Here is a 16,736-nt window from a genome sequence, read left to right on the forward strand (position 1 = left end):
AACGGCTTCCCGCCGCAGCGGAAAGCCCAGTTGAGAGGGGTAAACATGGGTAGCAAGCTCTGAGAAAGCGGCGTTTCGCCCGTTCGGCAGTACCGGTTTCCGCGAGAAATACGGTCTGCTCGGACGAAGCCCGTTTCGCTGCGAGCCTGCGGGGTAAAACAGATAATCGCGCGGCGGGCGGCATGCGGACCGAAATCGCGCTTCGGTCCGCACCGTAACGCCGTACCCGCCGCAGGCCGCACGCTTCGTCCCGAATCCAGGCGCCGACTTCCGTTCTACGCGGAAGCGGCGCTTTTTCGGTTCTACGTGTTGCCCAGTCTGGCATAGAGATCGCCGAGCGTGGAGATCTGATTGTCTTTGACCCGATCGAGATAACCGCCCCAAAGCTTCGCCGTCATCAGGGAATCGCCGAGCGCGTGATGACGCTGCTTGATTTCGATGCCTTCTTCCGCCAATAATTCGTCCAGTCCGTAATGGCTTCGGAAAGGACTCAGCAATTTGGCGATCATCATCGTGTCGATGACCCGATGGTTAAGATGCGATTTGGACGTTTTCCAGAGCGCCGTATTGAGAAACGCTTTGTCGTGCGCGCTGGCATGGGCTACCAATACCGAATGTCCGATAAACGCCATAAAATCGTGCAGCGCTTCGATCAGCGGAGGCGCCTCCTCTACCATCTCCGGAGTAATGCCGGTCAAATCGGTGATGTGAGGAGGAATCTCGATCCGCGGATTGACGAGCGTATAGAACGTCTCGCTTTCCAGCACTTGGCTGCCTTTCATCTTTACCGCTCCGAAAGACAAGATCTCGTCGCCTTTCTGGCAGTTGAAGCCTGTCGTCTCCAGATCGAATACGATGGTCTCCAGCTCGGAAAGCGGCGTGATCAACGCTTCGGGTCTGCGCTGCTCCCGGCTGAGCGAGCGGATAAACGCCATCTGCTGGGCGCTCTGCCCTCTGAATACCGAAGCCACCGCGGAAGGCACGCCTCCGCTGCGCAGCATATTCCAAAATCCGCTTCCCGACCCGGCCGGATCTTTCATGCGCGTCTCCTTTCCGCGAACCTAAGCTGACGCTGAAGCACGCGATGCAGTTTGCGTACCAGAACCAAGCTGTCGCGGAGCTCGTAGAACTGCTCCTTTTTTTTCAACTCGGCGTTCGGCAGATAACCGCTGCTCTGAAGCAGACCCGCGCGCTCCGTGATTTCCGTCATCCCGCGAAGCCGAAGCGCCGTCAGGAACGCTTCGTAAGCCGGCTCGATCAGCGGAAGCGATGCCGCTTCGAGTTGGATCAACCGCTGCATCCGGCGCAGCGTGGACGACTCCTCGACGCCGTGCTGAAGCGCCATGAATCGCGCGGCGTTGACGAGCGGGATATACATCCCGTATTTGACGTCGAAATCTCCCGCATTGTCGCCGAAACGCTCGGTCATCACCTGACCCAGTACGTTCAATGTCTTTTTGTGCCGGACCGTATTGCGCAGAATCGCCGCGTGAAGATCGGCATTGCCGCGCAGCCCTTCGTAAAAGCTCCGTTTCCAGCTTTCCGCCAGCGCGGCGTCGCCCGCGATCAGACGGAAATCGGAAGCGATGATCAGATAGCGGACCGGCTCCCAACTGAGGTCGCTTCTCCACTCTTCGAGCTGCGCCGCCCATTCCGAAGACGTGCGCCGCCACCTCGGCTCCGAACACATCACTTTTCCTTCGCATTTCTCGTACCCCGCCGTTTCCAGAATGTCCGTCAGCCGGCGGCCGAACTCGTCAAAGTACCCGTCTTTGTCCGCATGCTCCGCATCCGACAAAATCAATCCGTTATCTTGATCGCTCCACAGCGTCTGTTCCCGTCTGCCCGCGCTGCCGAAAACGACAAAAGCATAAGAGACAGGAGGCCGACCGAAGCCTGCCTCCTCCATCTCATGCTCGCATAATTCGACCGCATGCCTCATCAGCCGATCGTGCATGTCATTGACAGAAGCGTTCCAGCCGAGAACGTCTCGGCTGTCGTAGGCTTCCCTTAATTGGCCCTGCATGGCGACCCGCCTCTCGCGAAGCTCCTCGGGGGAACGGATCTGCGAAAAATCCTCATAGGATGTCGACAAATAGTCCGCGTACGAATCGGTTGGCTTCACCGGATTCCCCCTTTCCATCTTCTCGAAATTCAGGCGTTAGCCGGAGTGCGCGTCGTGCTTGCTTCCGGGTTGGTCGGACCGTGGAAAGTCGTTTCGCCCGCCATTTTCATTTGTTCAGGGTAACCGTAGTTGCCGTGTTCGCTGATGTCCAGACCCATCATTTCTTCTTCTTCCGTTACGCGAATGCCCATCGTTGCTTTCATGATCGCGAAGATCACGAAGGTTACGACGCCCACGAAAGCCAGAGTGCCGATAACGCCCAGCGCTTGCACGCCCAATTGGTGCAGCCCGCCGCCGTAGAACAGACCCGCTTGACCCAGACCTTTATCCGTGGACAAGGAAGGCATTGCGAAGAATCCCGTGGAAAGCGCGCCCCAGATCCCTGCGATCCCGTGTACGGAGAACGCGTAGACCGGATCGTCGACGCCCGCTCTTTCGAACCATTGCGCCGTGAAGAATGTCAGAACGCCCGCGACCAGACCGATCACGACCGCCGCCCAAGGCGCGACGAACGCGCAGGAACCGGTAATGGCGACCAGTGCCGCCAGCACGCCGTTCAGCATGCTCGGAATGTCGGCTTTGCCGAACACGACCCAGGAGATCAACAGAGCCGCTACGCCGCCTGCCGCTGCGGCAATATTCGTCGTCAGGGCTACATAAGCGAAGAATCCGTCCATGACCGTCAAAGCGCTGCCCGGGTTGAAGCCGAACCAGCCTACCCAGAGAATGATGACGCCCAGCACGGACAATACTTGGTTGTGACCCAGAATGCTGTTCGGTTTACCGTCTTTTCCGTATTTACCCAGACGAGGCTTGAGCATAACCGTCGCGACCAGCGCCGCCGTGGCACCCGTCAAGTGAACGACCGTCGAACCGGCGAAGTCTTGCATGCCCATCGATCCGAGCCAGCCGCCGCCCCATACCCAGTGCGCGATAACCGGATAGATCACGATCGTGAAGAGGGCGCCGAATACGATGTATACGCTAAGTTTGGCGCGTTCCGCCAGACCGCCTCCGGCGATCGCCAGCGATACGCCCGCGAAAGCGAGGTGGAAAAGGAACATCAGCGAGACCGGCAGGCCGTAACCGTTCACCGAATCGAACGATGCCGCTTGGCCTTCTCCTCCGAAGAAGAAACCTTCGAAGCCGAAGAATCCGTTACCGTTGCCGAAGCCGAACGCGAAACCGAAAGCCCAGAACGCGACGCTCGCGACGCCGAAGGAAAGGATCGTTTTGCCCGCTACGTGCCCGGCGTTCTTCATCCGGACCGAACCGGCTTCGAGCAATGCGAATCCGGCTTGCATGAAGATAACCAGTACCGCCGCGATAAACACGAATGCCATGTTCACGCCGTTCGTAAGCGTCGTGCCGTCAACGGCTTCCGCCGCGTACGCGCTGACCGGGAACGCCGATACCGCCGCTAATGCTCCGATTCCTGCCCACCATTTCTTCTTCATTTCCCCACACCCTCTTCATGTAATTTTATCTAACATTATGTGAAACTCTTGGTGTCATTATAAACCGCGGCAAGAAAGCTGACAAGTGTATTTTCATAAAAAAATCCGATTTATTTCAGAATTTTTTTCGAACGAAAAGATCTACTCGCGTTAATGCGACAGAGAGCGCTTTCAGGTCGAAACCATAACGTTTGACTGTATGCTTTTAGTTGGCTATAATTGAATTTGTCAAGGTCATCTTTTGATATCTGCTTACTTTTACTACTGTTAAGGAAAGGGTGAGACGGCGATGGGGATATGAAACTGTTCCGGATCGGCGAGCTGGCAAAGGCGGCGGGCACCAGCGAACGGACCATCGACTATTACACCAAGCTGGGTTTGATCCAGCCGCGCGACCGGTCGATGACCAATTACCGATTATACGGACCTGAAACTTTGCTCCGTCTGCAGCGTATTCATGAGTTGAAAGAAGAGAAATTTACATTAGAAGAGATTCGGGAACGGCTGGACCGATGGAACGCGGCCAGCGGCGACGAACGGGTTTCGGAAAAGCTGACATTGCTTGAAAGCCATCTCGCGCAAATCGAGAAAGAGTTGAAAGAATTGCAGCCGATGCTCCAAGATCTCGATCCGGCGCAGGCCCGCAAGACGTTCTCGCAGCTTGTCCCGCAAGGTATCGCCTGCATCGAAGCGATCAAGCTGCTGCTCGGGCAGAATCTCATGTAAGAGTACCTTGTCGACTCTTAATCAAAGGTTCTTACCTTTATCGTCTATCGTCGACAAGGTACAAGTAAGGTTCTCGACAAAAATTGGAGGGAAACGAGTATGAGCTTTAACACTTTTATGTACATTCTGATCATCCCGGCGTTCATTCTGACGATCTGGGCTCAGTTCCGGGTCAAAGGCACTTATAACAAATGGCGCGAAATTCCGGTGAACAGCGGCATCACCGGTTATCAAGCCGCTCGCCATATGCTGGATACGAACGGCCTGCAGGACGTGCAGATCGTGACGGTTCCGGGCACGCTGTCCGACCATTACAATCCGGTCAACCGGACGGTCGCTTTATCCGAAGACGTCTACTACGGCAACAGCATCTCGTCCGTCTCGGTCGCCTGCCACGAGATCGGCCACGCCATTCAGCACAAAGAAGCTTATCCGATGCTGTCTCTGCGCCACAAGATCTTCCCGGTCGTCAACTTCGCTTCCGGTATCGCCCCGTTCTTGATCTTGGCGGGCTTCCTGTTCAGCGCCACCGGCTTGATCGGCGTCGGCATTTTGTTCTTCGCCGTCACCGTCGTATTCCAACTGATCACGCTGCCGGTCGAATTCAATGCCAGCAACCGCGCGCGGGAGATCATGGTCTCCGAAGGCTTTATCACCAACGAAGAAGAACGCGGAGTCGGCAAAGTCTTGAACGCCGCCGCTCTGACTTACGTAGCCGCGGCTTTGGTTTCGCTGCTCGAATTGATTCGTCTGATCGGCATTTTCAATAACCGCGATTAACCCCTGAACCGGCGAAGGCATCCGTCCTCCGCCGGTTTTTCCGTATTCTCTGCGGACGCAGCCGCCTATCCGTGCCGTTCGAGCCTCGAGCCGAGGCTTCAATCAAGAAATATTAGCTAAGTTGCCGGGTTTTATGGTACTATACAGCTACTTTGAAGAGTTGAACTCGATCGCGGTTTTCGCACAAAAAGGAGAAGGTTCGTGAGCTTATCAGTGTGGTTTGATCTCTTCCTGTTCGTCCTATTGTTCGTTTTGTTCGCTTATATCTTTTTCGCTGTTCGAGTCACCAATCTACATAAAGTCTATTTCGTGTTCCACTTCTTCATGATGCTCTGGCCGCTGTGCCAATTCGCCACGCATATCGTACAGGACCCCGAAATCCAATTCGTCTATGTCTCGTTATCTTTCGCCGCTTGCCTGATGCTTGCCAGCGGGTGGCTGCTGTTTACGCTCTTCCTCGCGGGCGACGCGGAGAAACTTGAATTCCGCTCGATCGCTCCGCTGTTCCTGCCTGCCGCGATCGTCTCGATCGGCATTATCGCCAATCCGTTCCATTTGTTCACCAGCCCGATCCGGGACGGCTACGTCGATCGTTCCTACGGCCCTATCTTTTGGTTGACGATGGCGGTGCTTGCTTGCTATTTCTTGGCTTCGCTGATCGTGCTGGTTCGCGCGCTAAGATCGCCCGCGGCTTCGGCCAGCCTCAAAAATCAGATCCGCCTCGTCTTGTGGGGCATTTGCGTATTGGTCTTTTTCGTCGGTGCCGATGTTCTGTTCAACGTCATCCTCGCCGACTATTTGCCGATCATTCCCGGACTGACTTCGCTGGGCATTTTCATTACCGCTTTATTTTTTGCGTTCGTCATTACCCGCTACAAGGTATTCGACCTGGTCTCGATCGCGCATGAAGACATTATCAATACGATTCCGCACGGCATTCTGGTACTGGACGAACATGATTCGGTGGTCGAAGCCAATCGCGCGTTAAGAAAGTTTCTGGACATCAGGGAAGGCAGCCTTTTCGATATCGAGACTTTCTTCGCTTCGGTTCGGGTCACGGGAGACAGCAAGCAGTTTCTGGAACATTACAAGCGCAAAGACGAAGACCTGTTCCATATCGAACTGTTCGCGGAACGCGGAAACGGCCTGCACTTCATCCTGCAAACGTCTCCGATCTTCGATGCTTCCCGCCAACCGATCGGACATATCCTCGCTTTCCAAGACGTTTCTCAAGAGCGGCGTCTGGTTCAAGAATTGAACCGCCAGAACGATGTCCTGCACGAGCGGAACCGTTCATTGGACCGCGCGCGCATGGAATTGTCGCAGGCCAACCGCAAACTCGAAGAGATGGCGCTGACGGACAGCTTGACGCAATGCTACAATCGTCGTTATCTGACGCAGCGCCTTGCCAAAGACATGATGCTGAACGTCAAGCCGCATACGCCTTTCTCGTTCATACTGTTCGATATCGACTTCTTCAAAACGGTCAACGACCGCTACGGACACGTCGTCGGAGACGAAGTGCTGTATCGGACGGCCGAAGCCGTCCGTCAGTGCATTCGCCAAAACGATATTCTGGCGAGATACGGCGGCGAAGAATTTATCTTGTATCTGCCGAATACCGACCGGGAAACCGCGAGACGGCTCGCGGAAAAAGTTCGTTCGACGGTCGAATCCAACGAGATTCGTTTGGAACAATCCGCGCAGGCCGTAAGCGTCACGGTCAGCATCGGCGTGCTGGCGATCGAACGTTTCGTACGTCAGCCGGCTTTCGACGATCTGGACGAATATTTGCTGCATGTGTTCGCCGAAGCGGACAAGTCGCTGTATGAAGCCAAAAACAACGGCCGCAACCGGATCGAAGTGGCGGACGTCGACCAAGTTTCGTTTTGGCGGAACGCGGAGCTCGGTTAGTCCGCGCCAAGCGATCCTGCCGGCCGTTCCGATTTCACGCCAAAAGCCGACCTCGAGAAGAGGTCGGCTTTTTGATGAGCATTAACGTCATGAATATCGAAATCGGCAAAAGCGGCTTAACCGATCTTCCGGCCCAGCGGCAGACGAATCATCAGGCCGTACAAGAAGAAGCCCGCGATCATTCCGCCCAGATGCGCCCAGACGTTGACTTCCGGAGACGCAAACGTAAAGATTAATCCCATCGCCAGCAGGATATAGATCGTCTGTCTCGAAGCCTTATCCATCTTCTGCCGCTGGAACAGAGCCAGATATAAGAACGCGCCGTATCCCCCGTAGATCGCGCCGGAAGCGCCTACCGAGATAAAGATCTGACCTGCCCGCTCGTACGCTCCCATACTGATTAGATTGGCGATGATCCCGCTGAGCAGATAGAGCACGCCATAACGAATATGACCCAACAGCCGTTCCAGCGGAGGAAGAAACACGAGAATCGCGAAACAGTTAAACAGCAAATGTTCGAAACTTCCGTGCAGGAAGATCGAAGTCAGGTAACGCCACGGGGATTCCACGTCTCCAATGCCGGGAAGACCGACCGCGTTGGATAATGCACCGTATTTGAGCAGCGCCGCTCCCGAAGCTTCCGCGCGATAAGTACCGTCCAGCGCCATAATGATAAACATCGCCACGTTGATCACGATGAACAAAGTGGTGACCGGATAGAACTTCAGGTACTGGTTCCATTTTTCGTACCTTACAAAAATCATGATTTTCCTCTTTTCCGCTATTCTATTTTTTGCAAACGATCCTTAACCAATATTATAATAAAAAGGTGCGGGAAAATCCAAACGTCCCGGCTTCATATCGGCATATTCAAGGAGGTTATTCGTGATGACTCAACAACGTACGGGCGTCGCCACATTCAAAGGCAACCCGATCACCCTGATCGGTCCCGAACTCAAAGTCGGCGACTCGGCGCCGGACTTCAAACTGAACCGCAATCTGCTGGAGGAAGCTTCGCTGAAAGACTTCGCGGGCAAGATCAAATTGATCAGCGTGGTCCCTTCTCTCGATACCGGAACCTGCGACGCGCAGACGCGGCGTTTCAATACCGAAGCCGCCGATCTGGGCGACAAAGTCGTCATCTTGACCGTCAGCGTCGATCTTCCGTTCGCGCAGGCCCGTTGGTGCGGCGCGGCAGGCGTCGACCAAGTCGTGACTTTGTCCGACTACAAAGGACGTTCGTTCGGCGAAGCCTACGGCGTTCTGATCGAAGAATTCCAGCTCGATATGCGCGCGATCTTCGTGTTGGACGAAAACGACCGGATCGCTTATGTCGAATATTTGCAGGAAATGGGCAATCATCCGAACTACGAGCAAGCGATCGCGGCCGTTAAAGCGCTGCTGTAGTACCCTTTCAACTCTTAATCACAGGATTATGTTTCACTGAAACGCACACGCTTTAGGTGCGATTCAGGGGAGCGTATTCCTACCTTTAGTGTTGACAAGGTACTAGTACCTTTAGCGTTGACAAGGCACTGATCCTTTTCCCCGAATCGACGAAAAAACGCACCCGCTCTGCTTAAGACTTCTACAGAGCGGGTGCGCTTACATCAACTCGAAAGTTCGACGAAGACCGATCGGTCTCTGCCTCTCGTCCCTCCGACTTAACTTGTCGTTTTGTACGATGCCAGCTTTTTGTCCAGAATCGCGAACAAGCTTAGAATCGTCCGATAATTGGCGCCCAGATCGCCCAGCGATCCGCGGGAAGCCGAATAAATGTCCACGGCGCTCTTCACCGGTCCGACGGCCAATACCGATACGGTAATATCCATCGTCCGTCCGAACTTCGTGCGTTTCTCCAGCGTGATCTCTCCGACGCCCGCCACTTCGTGCAGCACGGTATAACCGGGAATTTTTTTCAGCGTCGCGCTGACTTCCTCCCACGCTCTGTCTCTGGAAAGGCTGTAGTATCTCGTTTTCATCTTAGGGTCGGCTGCGCGGTCGCTTGTTCCTTCCTGACTGCGAATGATCCCGACCAGTGTACGTTTAAACGACAAGATCTTTCCTCCTTTAACGTTACCCCTCGTACTCTGCGTTCCTTACTTCCTAGTGTATCATTGTTCGATTCAGAACAAAAGAAAAACACAACAAAAACGTCCCTGCCCGAGAGTGGCCTACACCCGGTGCAAGGACGCTTTATCCCGTTCGGGATTCAACGCTGTCTTGTTATGTACGCCCGGCAGGGACATTCCCCGCTAGGCAAAAAGAGATCCCGCTCTGCCGTCCGGTGACATTGTCTCGAACCTGCTATCGCAGGTGGGTGACCGCAAGACGGGCTTTGAAGTCCCCATGTCATATAGACAGGGCTTTTCATCGCGGCGCCTAATGTAGATCTCCCGAGACTTATCCATTGGTTCAAAACAACGAAAGACCGAAACGTACATCGCAGGATGTAACGTCATTATAGCGCTTACGCACCGTAATGTAAACGCCGAAGACGACTTTTGTTAAAGAACCTTCACTATTTCTTTTTTACTTTTCTTTCTTCTCTTTGCCCAGTTCGATGATCTCCGATTCTTGATCCGCGTTCTGCGCTTCTTCGCGTTTCTTGGCCTGTTCCTGCATCTTGGTAAAGGTCGCGTAGAAGTTGAAGAACGCGAACCAAGCGATCACGCTTCCGGCAAAGATCACGATCAGCACCGGCATGTAGGTGAAGCAGATATAGATGACGGCGATCGCGCCGAGCAGAGTCGAGAATACGCGGAACGGACGCAGCAGCGTCAGCAGGATCGCGTTTTTGAGAATGCCGCCGATCTTCATATGATAGTGCGTGACCATCGAGAAGAAATTGAACAGCGAGACGAACAGGAGAATCATCAAGATCAGCATCAGGATGCCGAACAGCTGCATGTTGCGGAACTGCACCATGTAGACCGTGATGTCCACGTACATGACCACGAACAGCAGCGTATAGAAGAGTCCGCCTACGAGGCTCTGTTTATAATTTTCTTTGTAGCCTTTGAAAAACGTACGAATGATCTTGACGTCCGGCTCTCCCATGACCCATTTCCGCGTCACCGTAAACATGGCGGACGTGGCCGGGAACAATGTAACCGGTGCCAGAATCCCCAGCGCCCAATTCAGCGTAACCGCTTCGTTCACGTACTGCGGGTCGATCGCCAGCCGCATGTACAAGATGAACAAGAACGGCACCGAACAGATCACCCAGAGCAGATTCGTACCCGAGAGACGCATGATCCACTCGGTCAGGCGATAGATGCCCCCTGTAAGCCCCCTAAATTCCAACAGGTATTCCTCCTCAAAAATCGCATAATCGCCGCGTAATACGCGAAAACGCACTTTATGCCGTATGATATTTCATTATAACGGTTCCCTTCCGCAAAAACCACCCTTTGCAAAAAGGGTTTCGAAACGTTTGCACGTCTTCCGGGCGAAAAAGCAAAGAAAGAAACAAAAAGAGCGGCGCAAGGATGCGCCGCTCGGGGATTGCTCGATTCGTTCTTAGCCTTCGTAGTTGTCGCGTTTAGGAGCCGGACGGTCTCCGCCTTGTCCTTGGTAAGAGGACTTGCCGCGACCTTGGTAGCCGCCTTCTTTGGAGCCTTTGTAGCCGCCGGTTCCGCCCGAACGGCTGCCGCCTTGGTAGCCGCCGCTGCGTCCGCTGCTGCTTCCGCCTTTGTAGCCGCCTTTATAACCGCTGCCACTTCCGCCTTTGTAACCGCCGCCCGAACGTCCGCCGCCGTAGCTGCCCGACGGTTTGCGACGTTTCACGCGAACCGGATCTTCCGGAGTCAATTCGATCTTCGCGTCTTTTTTCTCGCCGGTCATCAGCTTCATCGCCGCCGACAGCAAGTTGACGGAATCGTATTGTTCCAGCATTTGGATCGCGATCGCTTTGTATTCGTTCAGTTCGCCGTCCTGCACCACTTCGAGCAGACGCTCGGCGAGGATGCGTTGTTTGCCTTCGATTGCTTCGCTCATCGTAGGAAGCGGTTTGCGGGCGATCTTATGACGCGTTACGCGTTCGATGAAGTTCAGGTGATCCAGCTCGCGCGGCGTTACGAACGACCACGCTTTGCCTTCTTTGCCCGCGCGGCCCGTACGGCCGATCCGGTGAACGTAGCTCTCCGGATCCTGCGGAAGGTCGAAGTTGATTACGTGCGAGACGCCCGATACGTCGAGACCGCGCGCCGCAACGTCCGTCGCTACGAGAACTTCGATGCTGCCGTCGCGGAACTTGCGCATAACCGCGTCGCGTTGGTTCTGCGACAGGTCGCCGTGCAGGCCGTCCGCCGAGTAACCGCGTTTTTGCAGCGCTTCGGACAGTTCGTCGACCCGGCGCTTCGTGCGTCCGAACAGGATTGCCAGTTCCGGCGATTCCATGTCGATCAGGCGGGTCAGGGCTTCGAACTTCTGACGCTCAGGCACTTCGATGTAAGCCTGATCGATCAGCGGAGCGCTGATTTGCTTCGGAATGACGGATACGTGCTGCGGGTTCTTCAGGAACTGCTCGGCCAGACGTTTGATGTTGGCCGGCATCGTTGCCGAGAACAGCAGCGTTTGACGCTCTTCCGGAACGAGTTTCAGGATCGACTGGATGTCGTCCATGAAGCCCATGTCCAGCATTTCGTCCGCTTCGTCCAGTACGACGGTGTGAACATCGTCGAGCTTGATCGTTTTGCGGTTGATGTGGTCAAGCAGACGTCCCGGCGTACCGATGATGATCTGCGGTTTTCTTTTCAGGGCGCGGATCTGACGCACGATGTCTTGACCGCCGTAGATCGCCAGCGAACGCAGGCCTTTGAAACGGGCCAGTTTCTCGATCTCGTCGGCAACCTGAATCGCGAGTTCGCGGGTAGGCGCCATGATGAGTGCCGAGATTTTTTCTTCTTCGCGAGCGATCTTGCTGATCATCGGAATGCCGAACGCGGCCGTTTTGCCCGTACCGGTCTGCGCTTGTCCGATCATGTCGCTTCCGGTCAGCGCGATCGGAATCGCCTGCGCCTGGATCGGAGTCGCTTCTTCAAAGCCCATTTCCGTGATTGCCTGCAATACTTTTGGTTCCAAATCGAAGTCTACAAAATTTGCCAATAGATTCATGCTCCTTTTATTGTGAGCGACCGCCACTTTCTGTGGACAAGCCGCTTTCGGATTCTGTATTCTTAAGTAGCCGCAACCGATCGATAACCGAAGGGTTCCTCATACTGCTGCTGCGCCAAGTTCTCCGTACCTCAACACTTGGCTTGGACAAAGGGGAGGAGCTTTTCAAACCGAAAAGCCAAAGCCTTATTATATACCGTTTAACCTTTTACTCGTGATTCTTCCGCTCAGCCGTTGACGGTTACGGAAACGAGAAAGATCTACTCAAGAACATCTAAATCATTATACCATAAGCGACTATCAAAAAGCCAGTAAACCTTTCAAGGGTTTGTCACATTTTTTCACGTTTTTCATATTTTTTTTGAAACTCATTTTGTTTTCAGGAGTGGTTGTCTTGTTTATTCGCTTGGGTCATATCGTCACGACGGTCGTCGGCGCTCTGCTGATCGCGGCCGGTTTCAACCTGTTCTTGATTCCCCATCAACTGCTCAGCGGCGGCGTATCGGGCCTTTCCATGCTTACCGGCTACTTCACCCCGCTCTCGATCGGGGTGCTGTATTTCGTCTACAACGTGCCGATGCTGATCGCGGGTTGGTTTCTGCTCGGACGGCGCTTTATCCTGCTGAGCATCGTTTCCGTCGCGGCCGTCACGGTATTGGTCACGCTCGTTCCGGAACGCATGGTCGCCAACGACCCTATCCTCTCCTCCGTCTTCGGCGGCGTGCTGGTCGGCGTAGGCGCCGGCATCTCGTTCCGCGTCGGCGGTTCGAGCGGCGGTTTCGATATTCTCGGCTCGATCGTCACGCGTTATCGCGATTTTCCCGTCGGCAACGTGCTCGTGGCGTTGAACGGGTTGGTCATTTTGGCGATGGGCTATCTGCAGGAGGATTGGAATCTGGCCCTGCTCTCGATGGTCTCGATCTATATCACGGGCAAAGTCGTCGACATGATCCACGTCAGCCATACCAAAGTCACGCTGTTCATCATCACGGACGATACGGAGAAGATGCTCGAACGCCTGCTGCAGATCGAACGCGGCGTGACGCGGATTCCGGCCGAAGGCGCTTTTTCCCACGCAAAAAAAGACATGCTGATGACCGTCACCACCCGCTACGAGTTGGCCGAGCTGCGGCGCATCATCAAAGAAGCCGATCCGCGCGCTTTCGTCAATATCGTGGAAACGGTAGGGGTCATGGGCTCGTTCCGCAAACGCTCGATGTAACGCTTCCGAAGAAAAAGGCGCGAAATCGAATTTCGTAAAATCCTGTGTTATAATGAATCCGTACCGCTTCCGGGATCTCCCCGGAGTCCCGGTTGACAAGCTTCACGCTTCAGCTTCATAGGCAGCGCATGGTTAGCTTTTCTCAGGTATTCGAGTCAGACAATGACGTACGATTCCGGAAAAGAAAGGGTGACGACTATGGAAATGGAAGCCGTAAAACTTGAGCAAATCGTGATGAAATGGTACCCCGACATGCTTTCGTTCTTGAAGCAGCAGGAGCTTGATTCCGTGATCGTCCTTCGCGACGGCCTGGGTATTCTCGAAGCCGAAGACGCGCTCGACATTATCCATCACAGCATCCTGGAGCATCAGACGCCGGAAGTTCTGCAATGACCCGCAAGATTCGCGCTTGATCTTCTTCATAAGTTCGACCCATAAGGCCGCTTCTTCCTTAGACGGAAGAGCGGCCCTACATATTTGTCCCGATCTCCGCGATTCGTCCGTGATGCAAGAGGTTAAATATTCAAGATGTGCCGCGCGCCGGAATAATCAGGGATTCGTGACAAATTTGTTGCTTCGCCGAGGCAAAAAAACGCTATACTGGTAACGGCCCTTCCGGCCCAGAATCACGCATACACAAGGGAGAGAATGAAATGGACATCTTATGGAGCCTGTTGGCTCTGACGGTAGGCGCATCCAACCCGGAAAGCGTGCAGCCTGCCCAAACGAACCCCAATCCGATCACGGTAGCGGTCGAATCGGCGTGGAACATGAGCGCCCTCACCGCCCAGAAGAACAACGTGGTCATCGACGCGGACAACCCGCCGGTCAAGATCGACCCGCAGCCGGACGCCCCGAAAGTCAAAGGGGTCTACGTCACGGCATACAGCGCGGGCGGTTCGCGAATGAACCAACTGCTGGATCTGCTCGACAATACCGGTCTGAACTCGATGGTAATCGACATCAAAGACGACCTGGGGTACATAACGTACAAGACCGAGAATCAGGATCTGCTCAAGATGGGCACTGCCCAAAAGTTCATCCCGGACATCAAAGACCTGATGGGCAAACTCCAAAAGCATAACGTCTACCCGATCGCGCGCATCGTCGTGTTCAAAGACACGGTGCTGGCCGAAAAACACCCGGAACTGTCGTTCACCAATGCCGACGGCAGCGTCTGGAAAAACGGCGGCGGCGACGCGTTCGTCAATCCGTACAGCAAAAAAGTATGGGATTATAACGTCGCGATCGCCAAAGAAGCGGCCGCGATGGGCTTTAAAGAAATCCAGTTCGACTATGTCCGTTTCGCCGAAGGATTCGAGAAACGCGCCGATACGTTGAAATACGAAAAACAAGGCGACAAAACGCGGACCGAAGCCGTCTCCGAATTCGTGCAGTACGCGCGCAAAGAACTGGCTCCGCTCGGCGTTCGGGTCTCCGTCGACATCTTCGGTTATGCCGCATCCGTGCCGGCGGCGGAAGGCATCGGGCAGGACTTTACCAAGATCTCGGAAAACGTCGACGTTATCGCGCCGATGGTCTATCCGAGCCATTACTCGACCGGTTGGTTCGGCGCCAAAGATCCGGACAAAGAACCGTACAAAACGATCAAAGGCTCGATGGTCGACACGTTCAAGAAATTGGACGAGATCAAAGACGAATCGCAGCGGCCGATCGTTCGCCCGTGGATTCAGGACTTTACGGCAAGCTGGCTCGGCAGCGGCCATTACGCCAAATACGGCAAAGCCGAAGTCGACGCGCAGATCAAAGCGATGGCCGATATGGGCGTGGACGAATACCTGCTGTGGAACGCGTCCAACCGTTATACCTCGAACGGCAACTACGGACCGAAAGACTGATCTCCGCGGACCGTTCGATCGCACTATGATGCGGCGTCTTCCGGCGCGGCGGCACATATTCGGCGGCAGCCCGGCCTTCTCGGCCGGGTTTTTGCCTGCGCCCGCGTTCCGCTCGACGAAGGCCCGATGAAAGGATACGTTCAAGATATGCATCCCACTTCTACTCTCAAGCAAAAATGGTCTCAATTTTTCGTCGTGTTCGTGCCGATTTTCGTCACGCAGATCGCTTTGTCGGCTATGGCTTTCTTCGACACGAGCATGACGGGCCACGTCAGTCCCGCTGCTCAAGCCGGGGTGTCGATCGGCGTCAGCCTGTGGATTCCGATCCAGACCGGCCTTAACGGCGTGCTGAACGGCATCATGCCGATCGTCTCGCATCTGGTCGGCGGCGGCAAGGAACGCGATATCCGTTATAACGTGTTCCAAGCGCTGCTGCTGTCGCTCCTGTTCTCGGCCGCCGTGCTGATTCTCGGAGGCCTGCTGCTTCGGCCGGCCCTCGGCTTCATGAACGCGGAAGCGGAAGTCGCCGATACCGCGTACAAGTTCTTGCTATGCCTCGCCTTCGGCGTCGTTCCGCTGTTCGGGTATACGGTGCTGCGCGGCTGCATCGACGCGCTCGGACAGACGCGGGTCTCGATGGCGATCACGCTCTGCTCCATGCCGGTGCAGCTGCTGCTGAACTACCTGCTGATCTTCGGCAAGTTCGGCTTCCCGAAACTGGGCGGCGTCGGAGCCGGCATCGCCACGGCCGTCACGTATTGGGTCATCTTCCTGATCGCCGCTTTGATCATGCACCGCAGCGAACCGTTCGCAAGTTTCGGCTTTTTCCGCCGTTGGCACCGAATCTCGTGGGCCAAACAGGGCGAACTGCTGAAGCTCGGCATCCCGATCGGCTTCGCGACGTTCTTCGAGACGTCGATCTTCGCCGCGGTCACGCTGCTGATGAACCGTTTCGGCACGAACGCCGTCGCCGCCCATTCGGCCGCGATCAACTTCGCGTCGACGCTGTACATGATCCCGCTCGCCATCTGCATGGCGCTGACCATCCTCGTCGGCTACGAAGTCGGCGCCGGCCGGCGCAAAGACGCCAGGCAGTACGCGCTGATCGGTATCTCTTCCGCCGTGATCATGGCGCTGGCTACCGCGGTAGTCCTGCTTCTGTTCTCGGACCAAGTCGCGCGGATCTATTCGACCGATCCGGCCGTCACGGCGCTGATCGTCCAATTCCTCGGCTACGCGATCTTCTTCCAACTGTCGGACGCGCTCGCGACGCCGATTCAAGGCGCGCTGCGCGGATACAAAGACGTAACGCCGGCTTTCTTTATCACGCTGATCGCTTATTGGGGCATCGGACTGCCGCTCGGCTTCGTGTTGGCCGTGTATACGTCGATAGGTCCGTTCGGCTACTGGCTGGGCTTGATCGCCGGACTCGCCGTCGGCGCGGCGCTGCTGCTTCTGCGCTTGTTCAAGGTACAGCGGATGCCGAAATTGTCGCTTCCCGACCGGGACACGGAACCCGTCTGATCCCATGCCGC

The 16,736-nt window shown here is 55.2% G+C and carries 15 protein-coding genes and 1 other RNA gene; 8 read left to right on the forward strand and 8 right to left on the reverse strand.

Going from position 1 to position 16,736, the window contains the following annotated elements; genetic code table 11:
• Nucleotides 1-302: 302 nt before the first annotated feature.
• Genes CDO73_RS23625 through CDO73_RS23635 form a run of 3 tightly spaced genes read right to left on the reverse strand, consistent with a single transcriptional unit; the run spans nucleotide 303 to nucleotide 3,582 of the window.
• Entirely contained in the window at nucleotides 303-1,040 is a 738-nt protein-coding gene (locus tag CDO73_RS23625; protein ID WP_088490975.1) for an exonuclease domain-containing protein, read from the reverse strand.
• Nucleotides 1,037-2,125, reverse strand: a complete 1,089-nt coding sequence (locus tag CDO73_RS23630) for a DUF294 nucleotidyltransferase-like domain-containing protein (protein ID WP_256972827.1) — start codon at nucleotides 2,123-2,125, stop codon at nucleotides 1,037-1,039. The genes CDO73_RS23625 and CDO73_RS23630 overlap by 4 nt, the downstream gene beginning before the upstream one ends.
• Before the next feature lie 29 nt (nucleotides 2,126-2,154).
• On the reverse strand, nucleotides 2,155-3,582 hold the full coding sequence (locus tag CDO73_RS23635) for an ammonium transporter (RefSeq protein WP_088490977.1): 1,428 nt from the start codon (nucleotides 3,580-3,582) through the stop codon (nucleotides 2,155-2,157).
• A 297-nt stretch (nucleotides 3,583-3,879) separates the two neighbouring features.
• Between CDO73_RS23635 and CDO73_RS23640 the strand changes: the two genes are divergently transcribed.
• The 3 genes from CDO73_RS23640 to CDO73_RS23650 all read left to right on the forward strand — a co-directional run bounded on the left by CDO73_RS23640 (nucleotide 3,880) and on the right by CDO73_RS23650 (nucleotide 7,002).
• Nucleotides 3,880-4,308 carry a MerR family transcriptional regulator gene (locus CDO73_RS23640; protein ID WP_088490978.1) on the forward strand — a complete coding sequence of 143 codons (429 nt, stop codon included), beginning with the start codon at nucleotides 3,880-3,882 and terminating at the stop codon, nucleotides 4,306-4,308.
• 99 nt (nucleotides 4,309-4,407) lie between these two features.
• Entirely contained in the window at nucleotides 4,408-5,088 is a 681-nt protein-coding gene (locus CDO73_RS23645; protein ID WP_088490979.1) for a zinc metallopeptidase, read from the forward strand.
• A gap of 201 nt (nucleotides 5,089-5,289) precedes the next feature.
• Nucleotides 5,290-7,002 (forward strand): histidine kinase N-terminal 7TM domain-containing diguanylate cyclase, encoded by a 1,713-nt coding sequence (locus CDO73_RS23650; protein ID WP_256972828.1) that lies wholly within the window; start codon nucleotides 5,290-5,292, stop codon nucleotides 7,000-7,002.
• Between the two features lie 116 nt (nucleotides 7,003-7,118).
• On the opposite strand, the gene CDO73_RS23655 is transcribed toward CDO73_RS23650, so the two are convergent.
• Nucleotides 7,119-7,766 carry a rhomboid family intramembrane serine protease gene (locus CDO73_RS23655; RefSeq protein ID WP_088490981.1) on the reverse strand — a complete coding sequence of 216 codons (648 nt, stop codon included), beginning with the start codon at nucleotides 7,764-7,766 and terminating at the stop codon, nucleotides 7,119-7,121.
• A gap of 124 nt (nucleotides 7,767-7,890) precedes the next feature.
• On the opposite strand from CDO73_RS23655, the gene tpx reads away from it, so the two are divergent.
• The gene (gene tpx, locus CDO73_RS23660; RefSeq protein ID WP_088490982.1) at nucleotides 7,891-8,409 is read left to right on the forward strand and encodes a thiol peroxidase; all 519 of its coding nucleotides are present in this window, start codon (nucleotides 7,891-7,893) and stop codon (nucleotides 8,407-8,409) included.
• A gap of 257 nt (nucleotides 8,410-8,666) precedes the next feature.
• Here the strand turns inward: tpx and CDO73_RS23665 are convergent, their stop codons facing one another.
• The 4 genes from CDO73_RS23665 to cshA all read right to left on the reverse strand — a co-directional run bounded on the left by CDO73_RS23665 (nucleotide 8,667) and on the right by cshA (nucleotide 12,120).
• On the reverse strand, nucleotides 8,667-9,059 hold the full coding sequence (locus tag CDO73_RS23665) for a DUF1499 domain-containing protein (protein WP_088490983.1): 393 nt from the start codon (nucleotides 9,057-9,059) through the stop codon (nucleotides 8,667-8,669).
• Nucleotides 9,060-9,267: 208 nt separating this feature from the next.
• A non-coding RNA gene (gene ssrS / locus CDO73_RS23670) (6S RNA) lies at nucleotides 9,268-9,457 on the reverse strand.
• A gap of 77 nt (nucleotides 9,458-9,534) precedes the next feature.
• Nucleotides 9,535-10,308 (reverse strand): YesL family protein, encoded by a 774-nt coding sequence (locus CDO73_RS23675; protein WP_088490984.1) that lies wholly within the window; start codon nucleotides 10,306-10,308, stop codon nucleotides 9,535-9,537.
• Nucleotides 10,309-10,524: 216 nt separating this feature from the next.
• The gene (gene cshA, locus CDO73_RS23680) at nucleotides 10,525-12,120 is read right to left on the reverse strand and encodes a degradosome RNA helicase CshA (RefSeq protein ID WP_256972829.1); all 1,596 of its coding nucleotides are present in this window, start codon (nucleotides 12,118-12,120) and stop codon (nucleotides 10,525-10,527) included.
• Between the two features lie 394 nt (nucleotides 12,121-12,514).
• On the opposite strand from cshA, the gene CDO73_RS23685 reads away from it, so the two are divergent.
• From CDO73_RS23685 to CDO73_RS23700, 4 genes are all read left to right on the forward strand, one after another.
• The gene (locus CDO73_RS23685; RefSeq protein ID WP_088490986.1) at nucleotides 12,515-13,342 is read left to right on the forward strand and encodes a YitT family protein; all 828 of its coding nucleotides are present in this window, start codon (nucleotides 12,515-12,517) and stop codon (nucleotides 13,340-13,342) included.
• 198 nt (nucleotides 13,343-13,540) lie between these two features.
• Entirely contained in the window at nucleotides 13,541-13,735 is a 195-nt protein-coding gene (locus CDO73_RS23690) for a hypothetical protein (protein ID WP_087800689.1), read from the forward strand.
• A gap of 260 nt (nucleotides 13,736-13,995) precedes the next feature.
• Entirely contained in the window at nucleotides 13,996-15,201 is a 1,206-nt protein-coding gene (locus tag CDO73_RS23695) for a putative glycoside hydrolase (RefSeq protein WP_088490987.1), read from the forward strand.
• Between the two features lie 147 nt (nucleotides 15,202-15,348).
• The gene (locus CDO73_RS23700; RefSeq protein ID WP_088491043.1) at nucleotides 15,349-16,725 is read left to right on the forward strand and encodes an MATE family efflux transporter; all 1,377 of its coding nucleotides are present in this window, start codon (nucleotides 15,349-15,351) and stop codon (nucleotides 16,723-16,725) included.
• Nucleotides 16,726-16,736: the final 11 nt, after the last annotated feature.

Origin of the sequence: Saccharibacillus sp. O23, assembly GCF_002205895.1 — a bacterium.
GTDB lineage: Bacteria > Bacillota > Bacilli > Paenibacillales > Paenibacillaceae > Saccharibacillus.

Excerpts from the sequence above, each read along its gene's own strand:
- CDO73_RS23625 (WP_088490975.1), bottom strand. The coding sequence starts at position 1,040 with ATGAAAGATCCGGCCGGGTCGGGAAGCGGATTTTGGAATATGCTGCGC.
- CDO73_RS23635 (WP_088490977.1), bottom strand. The coding sequence starts at position 3,582 with ATGAAGAAGAAATGGTGGGCAGGAATCGGAGCATTAGCGGCGGTATCG.
- CDO73_RS23640 (WP_088490978.1), top strand. The coding sequence starts at position 3,880 with ATGAAACTGTTCCGGATCGGCGAGCTGGCAAAGGCGGCGGGCACCAGC.
- CDO73_RS23645 (WP_088490979.1), top strand. The coding sequence starts at position 4,408 with ATGAGCTTTAACACTTTTATGTACATTCTGATCATCCCGGCGTTCATT.
- CDO73_RS23655 (WP_088490981.1), bottom strand. The coding sequence starts at position 7,766 with ATGATTTTTGTAAGGTACGAAAAATGGAACCAGTACCTGAAGTTCTAT.
- tpx (WP_088490982.1), top strand. The coding sequence starts at position 7,891 with ATGACTCAACAACGTACGGGCGTCGCCACATTCAAAGGCAACCCGATC.
- cshA (WP_256972829.1), bottom strand. The coding sequence starts at position 12,120 with ATGAATCTATTGGCAAATTTTGTAGACTTCGATTTGGAACCAAAAGTA.
- CDO73_RS23690 (WP_087800689.1), top strand. The coding sequence starts at position 13,541 with ATGGAAATGGAAGCCGTAAAACTTGAGCAAATCGTGATGAAATGGTAC.
- CDO73_RS23695 (WP_088490987.1), top strand. The coding sequence starts at position 13,996 with ATGGACATCTTATGGAGCCTGTTGGCTCTGACGGTAGGCGCATCCAAC.
- CDO73_RS23700 (WP_088491043.1), top strand. The coding sequence starts at position 15,349 with ATGCATCCCACTTCTACTCTCAAGCAAAAATGGTCTCAATTTTTCGTC.